Here is a 16,391-nt window from a genome sequence, read left to right on the forward strand (position 1 = left end):
CTCGTGGATGCGCTGCGGTGAACAGTTCGGCGTTCGATTTGCTGCGCTCGCCGGATTCGGGGCGAGGCGCCGAGGAAAGCGTTCTCCGGCGGGTTCGGGTGGAGATCGTGGGGAATGCTCCTGCGCCGGTTCGGACTTCTACTCGGTCTTCCACGTCTCGGGTTCGGGCTTCCGGGGTCGTGGGGCAGGTCGTTTGCGACGGGGCGACGGTGGGGTTGTCCGCGGTCGGTGGGGCCCCAGGGGCGTTCTCGTCTTCGTTGCCGGTGGGGACTTCGGTTCGGGTCACCAATTTGGACAACGGGAAGCAGGCTACGTTTCGGATTGTCGGGGTTGGGTCTGGGTGTGTGGTGTTGAACAGTGCTGCTTTTGAGTTGGTCGGGGAGGCTGGGAAGAACTTGGTGAAGCGGGCTCAGATTGAGAAGGTGACCTGAGCCCAGCCGCGAAGCGTGCGTGGGCACGTCGGGCTGGTCGGCTTGCCTCATTACCGGTTTACCACGTTGGCATTGCCACGGGTGGCCTCGGCTTCGTCGTCGGCTGCGCCTGCGAACTGACAGGTCTACCAGTCCATTGGCTCGTCTGGTTCTTCTGGGGTTGGCCACTCGTCGTCGTCGGCGGTGCTGGAGCCCCAGGCTGCGCCGCCCTGGCTGGTGGTTTTGGGCTTCGGCTTGGGTTTCGGGGTGTCTGGGGTCGGTGAGGCAGGCGTTGTGGCAGGGGCGCCTGCCACTACCTCGAGGATTTGGTCGCCGTACTTGGTCAGCTTGGCTTGGCCTACGCCGCTCACCGCGCCCAGGGCCGACAGGGAGGTCGGGCGGGAGGCTGCGATGGCTTTGAGCGTGGCGTCGTGGAAGATCACGTAGGCCGGGACGCTTTGTTCGCGGGCTTGCTGGGCTCGCCATTCGCGCAGGGTTTCGAAGAGCGGGGTGGCGTCGGCTGGGAGGTCTACGGCGGCGGCCTTTGCCTTGGTGGTGCCGGTGGAGGCCGTGCGGGTCGTTGAGCGGACTGGGGTCGGGTCCTTGCGGAGGTGGACCTCTCGCTTGCGGGACAGGACCTCGGTGCTCTGCTCGGTCAGGACCAGCGTTGAGTACTCGCCTTCCACGGCCAGGAGGCCTTGGGCCAGCAGTTGGCGGACTACGCCTCGCCATTCGCTTTCGTTCAGGTCTTCGCCGATGCCGAAGGTGCTGAGCTGGTCGTGGTCGAACTGGATGATCTTGGCGGTCTTGCGGCCCAGGAGGATGTCGATGGCTTGGCCCGCGCCGAACTTCTGGCCTCGTTCGTTGCGCAGGCGCCAGACGGTGGAGAGGACTTTCTGGGCTGCGACTGTGCCGTCCCACGATTCTGGTGGGGTGAGGCAGGTGTCGCAGTTGTTGCAGGGGACGCCGGACTCGCCGAAGTAGTCGAGCAGCATGGTGCGGCGGCACTTGATGGTCTCGCAGAGGGCGAGCATCGCGTCGAGGTGGGCCTGCGAGCGGCGGCGGAAGGCCAGGTCGCCTTCTGATGAGTCGATCATCTTGCGCTGCTGGACCACGTCGTTCAGGCCGTAGGCGAGCCAGGCGGTGGACGGGAGGCCGTCGCGGCCTGCCCGGCCCGTCTCCTGGTAGTAGCCCTCGACTGATTTCGGGAGGTCGAGGTGGGCCACGAAGCGGACGTCCGGCTTGTCGATGCCCATGCCGAACGCGATGGTGGCGACCATGATCAGGCCGTCCTCGCGGAGGAAGCGGGCCTGGTTGCGCTGGCGGGTCTGGGCGTCGAGGCCCGCGTGGTACGGGAGGGCCGCGATGCCGTTGGCCACCAGGAACTCCGCGGTCTTCTCGACGGAGGCGCGGGAGAGGCAGTAGACGATGCCGGCGTCGCCGTCGTGCTCGGTGCGGAGCAGGTCGAGGAGCTGCTTCTTCGGTTCCTTCTTCGCGACGATGCGGTACTGGATGTTCGGGCGGTCGAAGCTCGAGACGAACTGGCGGCCCTCGGCGAGGTCGAGGCGCGTGAGGATTTCCTTGCGGGTGGCCTCGGTCGCCGTGGCGGTGAGCGCGATGCGCGGGACCTTGGGCCACCGCTCGTGCAGGTGGGTCAGTGACAGGTAGTCGGGGCGGAAGTCGTGGCCCCACTGGGAGACGCAGTGCGCCTCGTCGATCGCGAACAGCGCGATTTCGCCCTGGTCGAGCAGGCGCAGGGTGGCTTCGGACGTCAGGCGTTCCGGGGCCAGGTAGAGCAGGTCGAGCTGGCCGTTGACGAACTCGGCCTCGACCATGCGGCGTTCGTCCCAGGACAGGGAGGAGTTCAGGAAGCCCGCGCGCACGCCGAGGGCGCGCAGGGCGTCGACCTGGTCCTGCATCAGGGCGATGAGCGGCGAGATCACCACGCCGGTGCCCGGCCGGACCAGGGCCGGGACCTGGTAGCACAACGACTTGCCGCCGCCCGTCGGCATGAGCACGAGCGCGTCGCCGCCCGCGATCACGTGCTCGACGATGTCGGCCTGGTCGCCGCGGAACTCGGGGTACCCGAAGACGCGCTGCAGGACCTGCAGCGCGTCCCCGTGGTCTGTTGAACCCATGGCGCCGATGCTAGCGAGCAGCACCGACAGTCCTGCCCGCTAGCCCAACTCGCTCTTCGTACCAGCGGAAACGGTCGTGGCGACCAGCTGGTCGGACGATGCCGACGGCACCGAGCCGCGCAGCGGGACGCGCACGGAGGTGTCCGCCAGGTCGACGGTCAGGCGGGGCAGCTGGCTCGGGCGCACGATCGCGCTCGAGTCGGTTCCGCCGATCAGCAGGCCCAGCCGGTGACCGGCCGGGATGACGTGGTCCGTTGTGGACAGTCGGAACGTCATGCGGTACTTGGTTCCCGGCGTGATCGTGCGCGGAGTGGAGAGCGACGCGTAGTTCGCGAGGTCTGCCCATCCGCGCGCGATGATCTGCGCGTCGACGTTGCCCGCCGTTGTTTCCGTGTTGCGATAACAGGCGTCATCGCCCGTGCGGTTCTCGCCCCAGCACGACTCCGTGCCCAGGGTGCGGATGCCTTCACCGGTCCGCACCCGAGCCGGGCCGTAGTCGACGAGGTAGGCCGTCAGGTGCGCGGTCGGGGTCGACGACGACACGCCCACCGTGATCGACGACGTGCCCGCCACGCGCAGGTCAGACGTCAGCGGTGCCGACGAGTAGACCACCCGGCCGGTGTTCGAGCCGGAGAGCCAGCTGGCCGGCGTGGCGCTGCCGTTGTCGGTGAACGCGGCCGTGCCGGTGCCGGGCGTCGTGCCGAAGCCCGAAGAAGATGGACGTAGCACGGTGCTGACGGTGCCTGCAGGCGGCCACGTCTGGTCGTCCGACCACTGGTCCGGCGCGCGCTCTGCGGACACCTGGGGCTCGTTCTCGATGCCGTTCGGCACGTTCAGCAGCCAGCGGTCGAACCACCGGTGCAGCGTTGCCACCCACTCACCACGCCGGAAGTCGAACGGGTCGACGTGCGCGGTCTGCGAGAACCAGAGCTTCTTCGGCACCGTTGGGGGCAGTGCGTCCCAGAACTGGCCGTACTGCAGCGTCTTGACGTTCAGGTCGTTCTGCCCGTGGATCGCGAAGACCGACGCCTTCACGCGCGAGGCGTTGCGCACGAAGTCACGCGCTTGCCACATCGCCGTGTAGTCGCCATTGGCAGGAGAACCGTTCGTCATCTGCGTGCGCACGGGGCCGCACCGCGAGCTCGCGTTGGAGTTCTCGAAACGAGAGCCAAGGCTGGTCGGCGTGCCGAAGCCGGTGAACGAGACGCCGTCCGAGCGGAACCAGTCGTACCAGGAGCTGATGGCCGCGATCGGCACGATGGTCTTGAGCCCGTCGATCCCGGTCGCCGCCACGCCGTTCGCGATCGAGCCGTCCCACGACTTGCCGATCATGCCGACGGCGCCGGTAGACCAGGTGGCGGATGTCCTCGTCGAACCGGTCAGGGTCGTGTAGCCGGTGCGACGGCCGTTCAGCCAGTCGATCACGGCGGTGCCGGAGGCGATCTCCGACTGGCCGCCGACGTCGACGCAGCCGCGCGACCGGTTCGTGCCGAGGAAGTCGACCAGCACGACGGCGTAGCCGCGCGGCACGAAGTAGTTGTCGTAGAAGAGCGGGAACTTCACCGGCACGCCGGCGGAGTCGTAGGTCTTGACCTCGCTCTCGTTCCCGCGGCCCGTGCTCTGGTAGTACGGGCTGGCCTCCATGATCACGGGCACGCGCCCGGTCGTGGACGGCCTGATGATGTCCGCGGTCACCCGGTCGGGGGTGCCGTCACGATCCGCGTCGAGGCCGGTGTCGACGTAGACGGTCTCGCGGACCGCGTCGGCCATCGAGTGGATCGGCGCGGACACGCCGCCGGACAGGGAGAACGCCGGTGTCGCCGCTGTGGCAGGGATTGGCGTCAGGGTCAGGGCCCCTGCTAACGCCACTACAACACGAACACGCTTCATGAAGGTTCACGCTAAGGAGTGATGATGTCACCCGTCAGAGCCGAAAGGCTTGATCCTCAGCGGTTGCGCCAACTACTGCGGGTGGCGAATATTCGACCTCCGTGAGCTTCACCTTCGAACCGCCGCGCACCCGTGTCGTCTTCGGGCGCGGCACCGTTGCCTCCGTACGAGCCGAGGCCGAGCGTCTTGGCGTAACGCAGGTGCTGCTGATCGCCCGACACGGCGGCGACAAGGTGGCGGCCGAACTCGGTCCACTGCTCGCGGCGAGGTTCACCGGCGCGACGATGCACACCCCCGTTGAGGTCACAGAGCGCGCGCTCGCGTTGTTGCACGAGCACGGCGCGAACGGCGTGGTGTCGGTCGGCGGCGGGTCGAGCACAGGGCTGTCGAAGGCGCTCTCGGTGCGTGCGGGCGTACCGCAGATCATCATCCCGACGACCTACGCGGGTTCCGAGGTCACGCCGGTGCTCGGCGAGACGGCGTCCGGGCTGAAGAAGACGCGGCGCGACCCGGCGGTCCAGCCCGACACGGTGATCTACGACGTCGACCTCACGCTGGACCTGCCGTTGGACGTCACGGTGACGAGCGCGCTCAACGCTCTCGCGCACGCCGTCACCGCGAGAGGCAACGAGAACCCGCTGATCGACGCCATCGCAACGAAGGCGATTGACGGCATTTTGCACGCTTTGAGCGGAAATCCATCCACTGTGGATGCACGAACGGAGCTGCTGCACTCGGCCTGGCTCGCGGGAACGTGCCTCGCCAGTGTCCCCATGGGACTGCACCACAAGCTGGCGCACGTTCTGGGCGGTTCGTTCGGTTTGCCGCACGCCGCCACACACACGGCGCTGCTCCCCCACACGGCACCTGCCGACCTGGCCGAACAGATCCACGACACGGCCACCCGGTTCGGTGCGGCGACCTCACTGCGGGAACTGGGAATGGCGGAGTCCGATTTGTACCGTGCTGCGGAGATTGCCGAACACCCCGACGCACTGCGAGTGCTGACGAACGCATGGCGCGACGCACCGCCCGGCTGATGGGTTGTCATTCTTAAGGCTGATGTTCACAGCTCTGAAACAAGACCAATCTCCGATGTGAACCTGAAGATCTGCTGATGAACTTGAGCCATGCTCAGCCCCTTGGATCTGTCCCTGGTAAACGGGCCGATCCCCATCGCTGCGACCGTTGCTGCCGCTGTCGCGTTGACCTACCTGGCGATCAGGAAGACCCGGACCTGGTGGACCAGGGTGCTGCCGATCGTGGTGCTGGCGTGCGCGGTGGTCGCGTTCGGGTTGAGCTTCGTGGTCGACCACGTGTGGAAACCCTGGCCAGAACCGTTGCCGGTGATCCTCACGGTCTGGGTCGGGGCTGTCCTGACCGCGCTGGCACTGGCGGCCGTGCGGCTTCGCTCAGGGCGATGGTACGGCCGTGTGTTCGGCGTGTTGTTGGCGCTGGGCGTCGCGACGAGCGCGATGGTCGCCACGAACGCGCACTTCGGCCAGTACCCGAACATGCGCGCGGTGCTGGACGTCTTCAGGAACGACCGGGTCGAGCTGAACGAGGCCGCGCCTCCTCCGTCCGGTGTGCTGGAGGTGCCGGCGGGCAAGAAGCTCGCTGACGTCTGGAAGCGGCCGGCTGAGCTGCCGGACAAGGGCACGGTCTCCGAGGCGACGATCCCCGGCACCTTCGCCGCACGTCCGGCGTGGATCTACCTGCCGCCGGCCTACGCCACGACGCCGCGGCCGAAACTGCCGGTCATCGTGCTGATGGCCGGGCAGCCCGGCAGCCCGCGCGACTGGTTCGACGGCGGCCGGATCGTCGACAACATGGACGCGTTCGCGCGTGAGCACGACGGGCTCGCGCCGATCATCGTCGTGGTCGACCAGCTCGGCTCGACGACCGCCAACCCGCTGTGCCTCGACTCCGCGCTGGGCAAGTCCGAGACGTACCTGGCCCACGACGTACCGGCGTGGATCAAACAACGACTGACCGTCGACGAGCGTCGCGAGGCGTGGACCGTCGCGGGCTTCTCGCACGGCGGCACGTGCTCGGTGCAGCTCGCCGTGCGCGCGCCGGACGTGTACGGGAACTTCATCGCCCTCGCTCCCCAGCACGAGCCCACTCTCGGCTCGCGGCAGGAGACCGTGCGGGCGGCATTCGGCGGCGACGAGGCCGCGTTCGTGCGGGTCAACCCGATGGACATCATTGCGCGCCAACGCTTCCAGCAGACCTCTGGCGTCGTCGTCGCGTCGCGCTACGACGGCCTGTACCGCGACGCGGGCGCCAATCTGTTCGAGGCCTGTCGCAAGGCTGGAATGGACGTGCTGTGGAAAGAACTGCCGTACAACCACGACTGGAACCTGGCGCGGGAGGGCTTCTACGGGTCGTTGCCGTGGCTGCTCGCAGGGCGCACAGGGCTGCTCAGGTGATCACTCGGCTGTTTCGCACCGCGCCGCTGACGTGCACCTTTCTGATCGTCTTCTGGACGGTCGGAGCGTTGACCGGTGCGGTCGCCGACGACGCACTGCTCGCGCACGTCGGGTTCGGCTCCCACAGTCCGCTGTGGACCGTGTTCACCTCGGCGCTGTGGTCGATGGACCTGTTGGGCTACGTGGCGACCACGGTGCTGTTGCTGGTCATCGGCCCGTTGGCGGAGCGGTCGTTCGGAGCGCTGCGCACCGCGGCGATCTTCCTGTCGTCGCACGTCGTCGGCTCGTTCCTCGGTCTCGGAGTCGTCCTGGTCGGCCGGGACTTGCACTGGTCGTGGCTCGACTCACTGGTGGGCGACGTCGCCGCCGGGCCGTCGATCGGCGGGGTGGGGCTCGCGCTCGCGCTGACGTTCCGGATGCCGCCGCTCTGGAGGCGCCGGGTCCGGCTGCTGATGATCTTGTCGGTGCTGGTCCTTACGCTGTACTCAGGTTGGCTCGAAGATCTGCTCCGACTGTCCGGTGGCGTGTCCGGGCTCCTGATCGGAGCGTTGTTCCTGAAGAGCGGGGCGGTGCACAAACCGCGCACGTTCCAGGAGACGAGGGTGCTGGTGGCGCTGCTGCTCGCGGCGTCGGCGCTCGGTCCGGTGGTGGCGATGATGTCGCCGTACCCCAACGGGCCGCTCGTGTGGTTCGCGGACGTCGTCGCGGTCGCGCAGCCGTCGCAGGAGTACTTCGACGAGGTGTGCGGCTCGGACGCGGTCGAGCTGTGCCGGACGATGCTGATCCAGCTGTCGTACGGCCGGTTCCCCGCGCTCGTGATGTCCCTGCTGCCGGCGTTGCTGCTGCTCGTGCTGGCGGAAGGGCTGCGGCGCGGCCGGCGGTTCGCGTGGTGGTCGGCGCTCGTGTGCAACGTGGCCTACGCCTCGTTCATCGGGTGGTACGTCGTGGAAGCCGCTCGGTTCCCGGACGTCGGTGCGGGCGAGATGGCGTTCTCGTTCAGCATCCCGATGCTGGCGCCGGTCGCGATCACCGTCGTGCTGTTGTTGACGCGCAACCACTTCGCGGTGCGCCTGCCTCGGCACGCCGTCAGGAAGTTCTGGCGGTTCACGGTCGGCAGCGTCGGGCTGCTGTCGGCGCTGTACGTCGTCGGCGGGTACCTGGTCCGCGACCAGTTCACGCCGGTGCCGGGGTTCGCGCAGTTGCTCGCGGATCTGCCGACGCGGTTCCTGCCGCCCGGCTACCTCGACCTGGTGCCGCTGCAGTACTCCGCCAAGGGGTTCGTCGGGACGCTGCTGTACGAGTACACGGGCGTGGTGTTCTGGCTGATCGTGTTGGTGGGTCTGCTGATGGCGTCGTGGCGCGCGTGGCCGTCGCCGTGCGAGCAGGAAGCGGCGCGCGCTCGCGACCTGATGCGCCGCTACGGCGGTTCGTCGTTGTCGTACATGACGACGTGGCGCGGCAACCAGTACTGGTTCACGCCCGACGGCGAGAACGCCATCGCGTACCGGGTGGTGGCGACGATCGCGCTGACGGTCGGCGACCCGATCGGTCCGGCGCGCGTCGAGGCCGTGCGCGGGTTCGCGGAGTTCTGCGCCCGCAACGGGTGGACGCCGTGCCTGTACAGCGTGGGAATGGAGACGAGGGAGGCGGTAGAGGGTCTCGGGTGGTCCGCGGTGCAGGTCGCCGAGGACACCGTGATCGAACTGAACGAGCTGAGCTTCACCGGCAAGAAGTGGCAGGACGTGCGCACGGCCCTGAACAAGGCCGCCAAGGAAGGCATCACGGCCGAGTGGTGCACCTACGCCGACGCGCCGTACGCGATCACCGACCAGATCCGCTCGATCTCGACGGAGTGGGTGGCCGACAAGGGCCTGCCGGAGATGGGCTTCACGCTGGGCGGCCTGGAAGAGCTGACCGGCGAGGGTGTCCGCTGTCTGCTGGCGGTCGACGGCGACCGCACGGTGCACGGCATCACGAGCTGGCTCCCCGTGTACTCCGACGGCGAGGTCGTCGGGTGGACGCTCGACTTCATGCGCCGCCGCACGCACGGCTTCCGCGGCTCGATGGAGTTCCTGATCGCTTCGGCGGCCCTGGAGCTCAAGACCGAGGGCGCGCGGTTCCTGAGCCTGTCCGGCGCACCACTGGCCCGCCTGGACCGCGGCGAGCGGCCCAGGGCGCTGCAGCGCGTCCTCGACTTCACCGGTCAGGTGCTGGAGCCGGTGTACGGGTTCCGCTCGCTGTTCGCGTTCAAGGCGAAGTTCCAGCCGTCGTACCGGCCGATGTTCATGGCCTACCCGGACTCGGCGGCACTGCCGCGCATCGCGAACGCGGTGAGTCGCGCGTACCTGCCGCACCTCAACGCGCGCCAGGGACTTCGGCTCGCGACCAAGATGATCATCCGGACTCGTGAGCGCGTGACCACGCAGGACCGAACGGGCTGACGGCGCCGGCCTCGCTCATGGGTCACGTGTTGCCTCGCGCCCTGATGGCTGGAGCACGGGGCGTGACGACACACGGTTGAACCGGCTGCCGGCACCGGCCTTCGCTCAGCGGTTCGCCGTTCAGACGGGGTGGACAACTCGCGCCCTGGCGCCCCACTCCGCTAGGGCTGAGGAGTGAGCACGTGACCATGCACGGCCGAACCAGCTGACGGCTCCAGCCAGCGTCGTGGACCATGGCCCGATTCGCGTGCGTCTGGCTGGAGCGTGAGCGCGTGACCACACACGGTCGATCCCGCTAGTCCAAAAGGGTGGAGAGGCGATGCTCATCGTCACCTCCGCCCGTCACTGAGCGAAGATGCGCCGATGACCGTGCGGGGCAATCTGCCTGCCCAGACCACGACGTTCATCGGCCGCCGGGCCGTGCTCGCCGAAACCGAGGCACTCCTCGGCAAAGCCCGGCTGGTCACGCTGCTCGGTGCCGGCGGGGTCGGCAAGACGCGCATCGCCGTGGAGACCGGGCGTGCGATGGCGCGGGCGGCGGTGTTCCAGCACGGGGTGTGGGTGGTGCCGCTCGCGGATCTCAAGGACCCTGCGTTGCTGGCGCGCACGGTCGCGGCCGAGTTGCGGATCGTCGACAACTCGCCGGACGCGGGGCTTGGGCGGCTCGTGGAGTCGTTGCACGACAAGCATTTGATGCTGGTGCTCGACAACTGCGAGCATCTGCTGGAGCCGGTGCGGCGCCTGGTGCACCATCTCTTGCGGGACTGTGAGGGGCTGACGATCCTCACGACGTCGCGGGAGCAGCTCGGGGTGTACGGCGAGCATCTGCTGCGGGTGCCGCCGCTCACGGAGGACGCCGCGCAGTTGTTCCTCGAACGGGCCGAGGCGGTGGGCGCGACGCTCACCGAGGTCGACCTGCCGGAGGTCGCGGCGCTGTGCCGGGCGTTGGACGGGCTGCCGCTCGCGATCGAACTGGCGGCCGCGCGGCTTGCGGAGATGTCGCTGACCGACGTGCTCGAGCAGCTCGACCGGCGGTTCGACCTGCTGGTCGGGGACACGCACGGGCCAGCGCATCACGTCACGCTGGAGCGGGCGTTCGAGTGGTCGGCGCGGCTGTGCACGGACGAGGAGCGGCAGCTGTGGGCGGCGCTGTCGGTGTTCCCGGCCGACTTCGATCGTGCTGCGGCCGAGGCGGTGGCGGGCGGCGACGTGCTGGAGCCGTTGTCGGCGTTGGTGCGCAAGTCGATCGTGGTGGCGACGACCAGTCCGGTCACGCGGCGGACGCGCTACCGGTTGCTGGACACGGTGTCGCAGTTCGGCGTAAGGCTGTTGAACGATGCTGACGAGCTGTTGCGGCGGCATGTGTTGCACTACAGCGACTTTGTGGACGAAGCGGCGCGCTCGTGGTTCTCACCGGACGAGGCGCTGTGGATGGCGCGGCTGCGGGAGGAGTGGCCGAACATCCGGGCCGCGGTCGGGTACGCGTTGGGGACTCCCGATCTGGCTGAGGCCGGGACCGTCATGGCGATGAACGTGCAGCGGAGCCGTTTCACGTCGTTCGCGGGCATGCTCGGCCAGGCGCGGGACCTGCTCGCGGTGGCGCGCAAGGTGATCACCGCGCCGCCGTTGCGGACGTCGTTGCTGGCGCACTGCGCTTACCTCGCGCAGACGCAGGGCGACATGGCGGCGGCGATTCCGTTGATGAACGAGGCGCGTGCGTTGCCGCGGACGCCGATGACCGACATGCATCTGGTGTTCGTCGAGGCGACGCACCTCTTCTACGTGGAGGGCTCGCCGGACTGTGTGCCGTTGTACGCGCACGTCGTGGAGCTGTGCAGAGAGTTCGCGCCGCCGGGCGACACGTACATCACCGAGCTGATGCACGCGATGGCGGTGTGTTTCCTGATGGACGCCGAGGCCGCCGACAAGGCCACGACCGAGCTGATCAGGCTCGCGGAGAGCAACGGGGTGGACTGGTCGCACGCTTGGGGGCTGTGGCACCAGGCGCTCTACGAACTGTTGCACGGTGATCCGGCGCAGGTGCATCCGTTGGCGGTGGAGGCGTTGCGGATCCAGCTGACGCTCGGCGACACGTGGGGTCCCGCGTACAGCCTGTGGTTGCTCGCCTGCACGTGCGCGGAGCTCGGCGCGCACGATCGCGCAGCCAGGTTGCTCGGTGCGCTGCGGTCGCAGGAACGGATCTCGCGGATCTCGTTCGCGAGCATGAGGCCGTTCCACAAGATGCTGGAACGCGCGGACCGGAACGTCCGCCGCGCGCTCGGCGACGACTACCAGGTGATCATGACGCTGGGCGCGGACCTGCGGCAGGAGCAGGCCATGGAGTTCGCGCTCGAGCCGGTGCCGGACTCCGAGCGCCGACCGGTCAAGCCCACGCTGCCCGGCGGGCTGACCAGGCAGGAGTTCACGATCGCCGGACTGGTGGCGGACGGGCTCACGTCGAAGCAGATCGGGGCGAGGCTCTTCATCTCACCACGCACGGCGGACCGGCACGTGGTCAACATCCGCGCGAAGCTCGGGCTGCCGAACCGGGTGGCGTTGGCGGCGTGGCACCGATCGGCCACTGACACGGGCACCCGGTGAGCTGAGCCAACGCCCCGCGATCACTTCCCCCCGGATGATCACGGTCATCACCGTGGCCGACCCATCCCACCGGGAGTGCCCGTCCGACGCTGAGCTCGACGCCGGACCATCAATCTCACCCGCACCCCGATTCGGGCGCATCGGCAAATTTGCGCATTCCGATCGGCGGTAGCGAGGTTCACCCGTGTGGACCATCAGTCTGCAGCTGTTTTGACGCCGAACGCGATGAGGGCGGAGGCGGACAGGCGGTCCAGCAGAGTTCGTTGGCGCAGCAGGAAAGCACGGGCCCGACCGGCAGCGGTGATGAGGATCGGGAACCACAGCAGGCCGATTCCCAAGTGGATCGCGACGAGCGCCGCGCCCCACGCCGGTTGGCCCACCGGGAGGAACTGCGGGAGCAGCGAGATGTAGAAGACGCCCGGCTTGGGGTTGAGCAGGTTGGTGAGGAGTCCGACCCGGACGGCCGCGCGCGCGGACGCGACAGGAGCGGGCTCGTCCAGCTGCACGGGACGGCGAGACTGCCAGAGAGCCTTGACGCCCAGGTAGATCAGGTAGGCGGCACCGAGCCAGCGGACGATGTTGTAGGCCAGTTCGGACGCTTGCAGCAGCGCGGTGAGGCCGACCAGGCCCGCGGTCGCCCACACGAGACAGCCGAGCGTGCTGCCGACCACGACGCCCATGGCGGCCCGGCGGCCCACCAGCAGGGCCGTGCGCAGCACCAGCAGGGTCTCCAGGCCCGGAGTGATCACGGTGAGCAGGGCGACGAGCGTGAAGCTGAGCAGTGCGGCGGTCGACATGCCGTCATCAGAACACAGAAACGCCTGGTCAACGGAAGAATTTACGCGCCGGACACGAGTCCTACCGGCTTGGTGTAGCGGTGCGCGGGCACCGGAATGGGACCGTCCGGATGCGGCGCCTGGTGGTCGAACAGGCCCTCGTCGGTCCAGCCCTGGCGTTCGTAGAACCGCCGCGCCCGCACGTTGCCGGCAACGACGGCGAGCCATGCCACGGAGTGCCCCTGAGCCGCCACGACCTGTTCCGCGGCGGACAGAAGTGCTGACGCGACACCGGATCCGCGGTGGTCGGCCGAGACGTAGACCTGCTCGACCTCGGCGCCGGCGACCATCACGAACCCGGCGACCTCGCCGTCCACAGTGGCGACCGTGGTGTGTTCGACGTGCTCCAACGCGCGTGGCTCGAAGGTCTCGCGCGGCCGGGCGTCGATGAGCTGCTGCGGCACGTTGCCCAGGTGCGCGTCGCACCAGCCGGGGTACCAGATCCCGGCGACCGCGGGAGCGTCCGCAGGGGTCGCGCGCCGCAGCTCGACCATCAGAGGTGCCAGGCCTGCACGCCGAGACGGCCGGTGCTGCCGAGGTCGATGTAGTGGTCCTTGCCCGCCGCGGCGCCCGGCAGTGGCTGGTAGATGCCGTTCGGCACGGCAGCAACGTCGACGTGGATGCCGATCTGCGGCGGCTCGACCGACGTGTTGGTGTTCTTCCACATGAACGCGCTCCTCGCACTCTCCCCCGGCTGCACCACGATCGGCTGCGGCGGGTTGTCGAACCCCTCGACCGAGGAGATGCCACCAGAGCCGTTGAGGATCTGGACGTCCAACTGCTGCCAGTTCTCGTCGAGCAGCTTCACCTGTGGATATCCGTTGAGCTCCAGCGGTTGCGTGCCGCAGTTGACCAGCTCGACGGCCATCACGCGCAGTCCCATCGCCGCGTTGGTGGAGCCTGCCCGGAACCGCAGCCCCGTGTCGCACGACGGCTCGCCGGACGTCGGCGTGCTCAGGGAGATCGGCCGCGCGGCTCCCGGTTCCGGCAACGACGGCGCCTCTGGGCGCGCTGCACACCCGACCAGGCCGGCGAGCGCAGCCAGCAACACGAGAATCCTGCCCCCAGTTCTCATGCGATCGATCATGCCACAGCACGAAGAGCGCGCTGGCGGCCTCGCGCGAGGCCGCCACGCGACTAGCCCGTGTGGGACGCGATCCAGGCCCGGTGGGCGGGCACGTCGGAGAAGACCTGCGGAGCGTCCGCGCACCAGCATCCGCCGATCTGCCCGATCACCGTGCCCACGGCCGCCCAGCCGGTGCCGGTCCTGGTGACGGCAGGGCCGCCGGAGTCGCCGTAGCAGACACCGCGCCAGCCGTCGGGGTTGTGCGTGCACAGCGTGGCCGCGTTGGTGTGACAGCCGGGTGCGTTGTCCGCGAGCACACGGGAGTCCAGTTCCTGCAACACCATCGGTGCGGGCTGGTGCGTGACCGGGCGCCGAGGTGGGACAGAAGAACACGAGCGCCAGCAGAGCGGCGTGGATCGTGTTGCGCATCGAGGATCTCCTCGCGGGTGCAGGGATCTTCGAGTGTTCGGAGCAACCGGAGATGCCCGCTATCGCCGTAATTTCGGATCGCTCGGCGCTCGCCGCGGCGGTAGGTTCGGATGTGCGATGACCGGACCGTTCCACCTCGTGTTGCGCGACGCGATCCGTGAGCGCGGGCTTCCGCTGGAACGCCTGCGGTCGCGTCTCGCCGAGCGCGGGATCGACGTCGGGCTCGCGAGCCTGAGCGACTGGCAGCACGGACGGGCGTGGCCGCGCCGGCCGAAGTCGTTGCGCGCCATCGCCGCGCTGGAGGAGATCCTCGATCTGCCGCAGCGGACGTTGACGAACCTGCTGCGCTCGCACCAGCCGCCACCGTTCCGGCCGCGGCAGGGCGTGGACGAGTACAGCGGGCCGATGGCCGAGCTCCTCGACGCACTGCCCGGCGCACGGGCGTGGCGGATGGAAGTGCTGACGTCCGAACAGGTTGTGCACGTCGGGCCGGATCGCAGCCCGTCACGGATCGCCGGCCGTTCGGTGGCGCGGGCTCGCCGCGACGGCGTGGACCGGACGGTGGTGCGGTACTACGGCGCGGCGGGGTGCGAGATCGACCGGGTCGAGGTCGTGCCGGGACGCAACTGCGCGCTCGGCACGGTGCTGCGGCAAGGTCACGTGCTCGCCGCGGAACTCCTTTTCGGGCAACGGCTTGAGGCCGGTGAGACGTGGGTGTGGGAGGCCGAGATACGCGATCCGGCTTCCTCGCGCACGGACTGCGCCCACGCCTTCCGCCGGCCGGAGGGCACCTGTCTGCTGGAGGTGCGGTTCCACCCGGACGCGCTGCCGGACCGCGTGTACGAGTACTTCCGCGCCGATCTGTTCGTCGAGCAGCACGTGCTCACGGAGCTGCCGTTGACCGTGCACAACTCAGTGCACGTCACGACGACCGGCATGACCTCCGGCGTGATCGGCATCAACTGGGATTGGCCTAGAGGAACGGGGTGATGTTCGGTTCGACGCCCAGCAACGCGCGGCCGCACGCCTCCATGTTCCACGACGGGTTGATCATCGCGTGCCGCAACGCGGTCTGCATGTCGCGCAGCAACACGTTGAGCGGACTGGACTCCGCGACCGCCGACGCGCCGTGTGCGGCGACCAGCATGTCCAGCGCCTCACCACACTGCCGCACCGCGTGCACGGCGTGCAGACGATGCCGGGCACGGGCCGCGTAGTCGAGGACGTTGCCGGACAACGCTTCAACGCACGAGCGGACCAGCAGCCGGGCCACGTCGATCTTGGCGGACGCCTCCGCGACGGCGATCTGGAACGCCGGGGAGTCGCTCTGCCGCTGGTACGTGGTGAACGAGACCGGGCGCTTGCTCGCGTGCGCCACGACGTGGTCCAGCGCGGCCGAGGCCATCCCCAGGTAGGGACCGATCATGTAGGTGAGCACGGTCTGTACCACCGCCGAGCCCGTGATCGCGTCCGCCAGCCGCAGCACCCGATGGTCCGGCACGTGCACGTCCTGACCCACCACCAGGTTGCTGCCGGTGCCGCGCATGCCGACGGTGTGCCAGGTGTCCTTGACCCGCAGCTCGCCGAACGGGATCGCGGCCACGCCGACGTCCCCTTCCGCGATCGGGAAACCGAACATCCCCCACGCCGCGTGCAGGCAGCCGGAAGCCGGGAACCACTCGCCGGAGAGCCGCCAGCCGCCGTCCACGCGCTCGGCTGTCGCATGTGGAGTGAGGACGACGCAGACGTGCGTGTCCGGGCCGTCGGCGTAGATCTCCTGCTGCGCCTCGACGGGCAGCTGGGCGACCACCAGATCGGACGCGCCCAGGATCATCACGACCCAGCTCGCCGACGGATCACCGCCGGCCAGCTCAGCCAGAGCGTCCACAGAGGACTGCAACCCCAGTTCCAGGCCGCCCAGCGACTCGGGCACGAACATGCGGAACATCCCGGCATCCCGCATCGCCGCCATCGCTTCCTCGGTCAGCCGGCGGTCCCGGTCGCCAGCCGCCTGGTCGCGTGCCAGCACGGGCCTCAACGCGGCCGCTGCCTGGACGAACGTCGATTCGCGCATGGACCCCGACGCTACAAGCGGGCACTCCCCGCGGCGCGCTGCTCGACGCCACAGGTCCGGAGAGCAGAACAACG

Annotated in this window: 12 protein-coding genes; 5 read left to right on the forward strand and 7 right to left on the reverse strand. The window is 68.8% G+C overall.

All coding sequences use genetic code 11. From position 1 onward, the window contains the following. Window positions 1-556 precede the first annotated feature (556 nt). Complete coding sequence (gene recQ / locus DI276_RS37890) at window positions 557-2,548, reverse strand: DNA helicase RecQ (RefSeq protein ID WP_112273432.1); 1,992 nt, start codon at window positions 2,546-2,548, stop codon at window positions 557-559. Window positions 2,549-2,587: 39 nt separating this feature from the next. After that, the gene (locus DI276_RS37895; protein ID WP_112272770.1) at window positions 2,588-4,438 is read right to left on the reverse strand and encodes a Xaa-Pro dipeptidyl-peptidase; all 1,851 of its coding nucleotides are present in this window, start codon (window positions 4,436-4,438) and stop codon (window positions 2,588-2,590) included. 101 nt (window positions 4,439-4,539) lie between these two features. Here DI276_RS37895 and DI276_RS37900 point away from each other — a divergent pair, with 101 nt between their 5' ends. The 4 genes from DI276_RS37900 (at window position 4,540) to DI276_RS37915 (ending at window position 11,912) form a co-directional block, all read left to right on the forward strand. Next, window positions 4,540-5,478, forward strand: coding sequence for an iron-containing alcohol dehydrogenase (locus tag DI276_RS37900; RefSeq protein ID WP_112272772.1), 939 nt, complete (start codon window positions 4,540-4,542; stop codon window positions 5,476-5,478). Between the two features lie 102 nt (window positions 5,479-5,580). Next, window positions 5,581-6,870, forward strand: a complete 1,290-nt coding sequence (locus DI276_RS37905; protein WP_157985202.1) for an alpha/beta hydrolase — start codon at window positions 5,581-5,583, stop codon at window positions 6,868-6,870. Further along, window positions 6,867-9,311 carry a rhomboid family intramembrane serine protease gene (locus tag DI276_RS37910; protein ID WP_112272777.1) on the forward strand — a complete coding sequence of 815 codons (2,445 nt, stop codon included), beginning with the start codon at window positions 6,867-6,869 and terminating at the stop codon, window positions 9,309-9,311. The genes DI276_RS37905 and DI276_RS37910 overlap by 4 nt, the downstream gene beginning before the upstream one ends. 363 nt (window positions 9,312-9,674) lie before the next feature. After that, a complete protein-coding gene (locus DI276_RS37915; RefSeq protein WP_112272779.1) occupies window positions 9,675-11,912 on the forward strand; it encodes an ATP-binding protein in 2,238 nt (745 codons plus the stop codon). 194 nt (window positions 11,913-12,106) lie between these two features. On the opposite strand, the gene DI276_RS37920 is transcribed toward DI276_RS37915, so the two are convergent. The 4 genes from DI276_RS37920 to DI276_RS37935 form a co-directional block, all read right to left on the reverse strand. Then, window positions 12,107-12,709: a LysE family translocator gene (locus DI276_RS37920; RefSeq protein ID WP_112272781.1), complete on the reverse strand. Its 603-nt coding sequence runs from the start codon at window positions 12,707-12,709 to the stop codon at window positions 12,107-12,109. 41 nt (window positions 12,710-12,750) lie between these two features. After that, window positions 12,751-13,242 (reverse strand): GNAT family N-acetyltransferase, encoded by a 492-nt coding sequence (locus DI276_RS37925; RefSeq protein WP_112272783.1) that lies wholly within the window; start codon window positions 13,240-13,242, stop codon window positions 12,751-12,753. Then, complete coding sequence (locus DI276_RS37930) at window positions 13,242-13,823, reverse strand: DUF4232 domain-containing protein (protein WP_157985203.1); 582 nt, start codon at window positions 13,821-13,823, stop codon at window positions 13,242-13,244. The genes DI276_RS37925 and DI276_RS37930 overlap by 1 nt, the downstream gene beginning before the upstream one ends. Window positions 13,824-13,885: 62 nt before the next feature. Next, window positions 13,886-14,266, reverse strand: a complete 381-nt coding sequence (locus tag DI276_RS37935; protein ID WP_332874742.1) for a trypsin-like serine protease — start codon at window positions 14,264-14,266, stop codon at window positions 13,886-13,888. Window positions 14,267-14,360: 94 nt separating this feature from the next. On the opposite strand from DI276_RS37935, the gene DI276_RS37940 reads away from it, so the two are divergent. Next, window positions 14,361-15,233, forward strand: a complete 873-nt coding sequence (locus tag DI276_RS37940; RefSeq protein WP_112272790.1) for a hypothetical protein — start codon at window positions 14,361-14,363, stop codon at window positions 15,231-15,233. Here the strand turns inward: DI276_RS37940 and DI276_RS37945 are convergent. Next, a complete protein-coding gene (locus DI276_RS37945; RefSeq protein WP_112272792.1) occupies window positions 15,217-16,317 on the reverse strand; it encodes an acyl-CoA dehydrogenase family protein in 1,101 nt (366 codons plus the stop codon). The two genes, DI276_RS37940 and DI276_RS37945, sit on opposite strands and share 17 nt — an antisense overlap. Window positions 16,318-16,391: the final 74 nt, after the last annotated feature.

Origin of the sequence: Lentzea terrae, assembly GCF_003265345.1 — a bacterium.
Lineage (GTDB): Bacteria > Actinomycetota > Actinomycetes > Mycobacteriales > Pseudonocardiaceae > Lentzea > Lentzea terrae.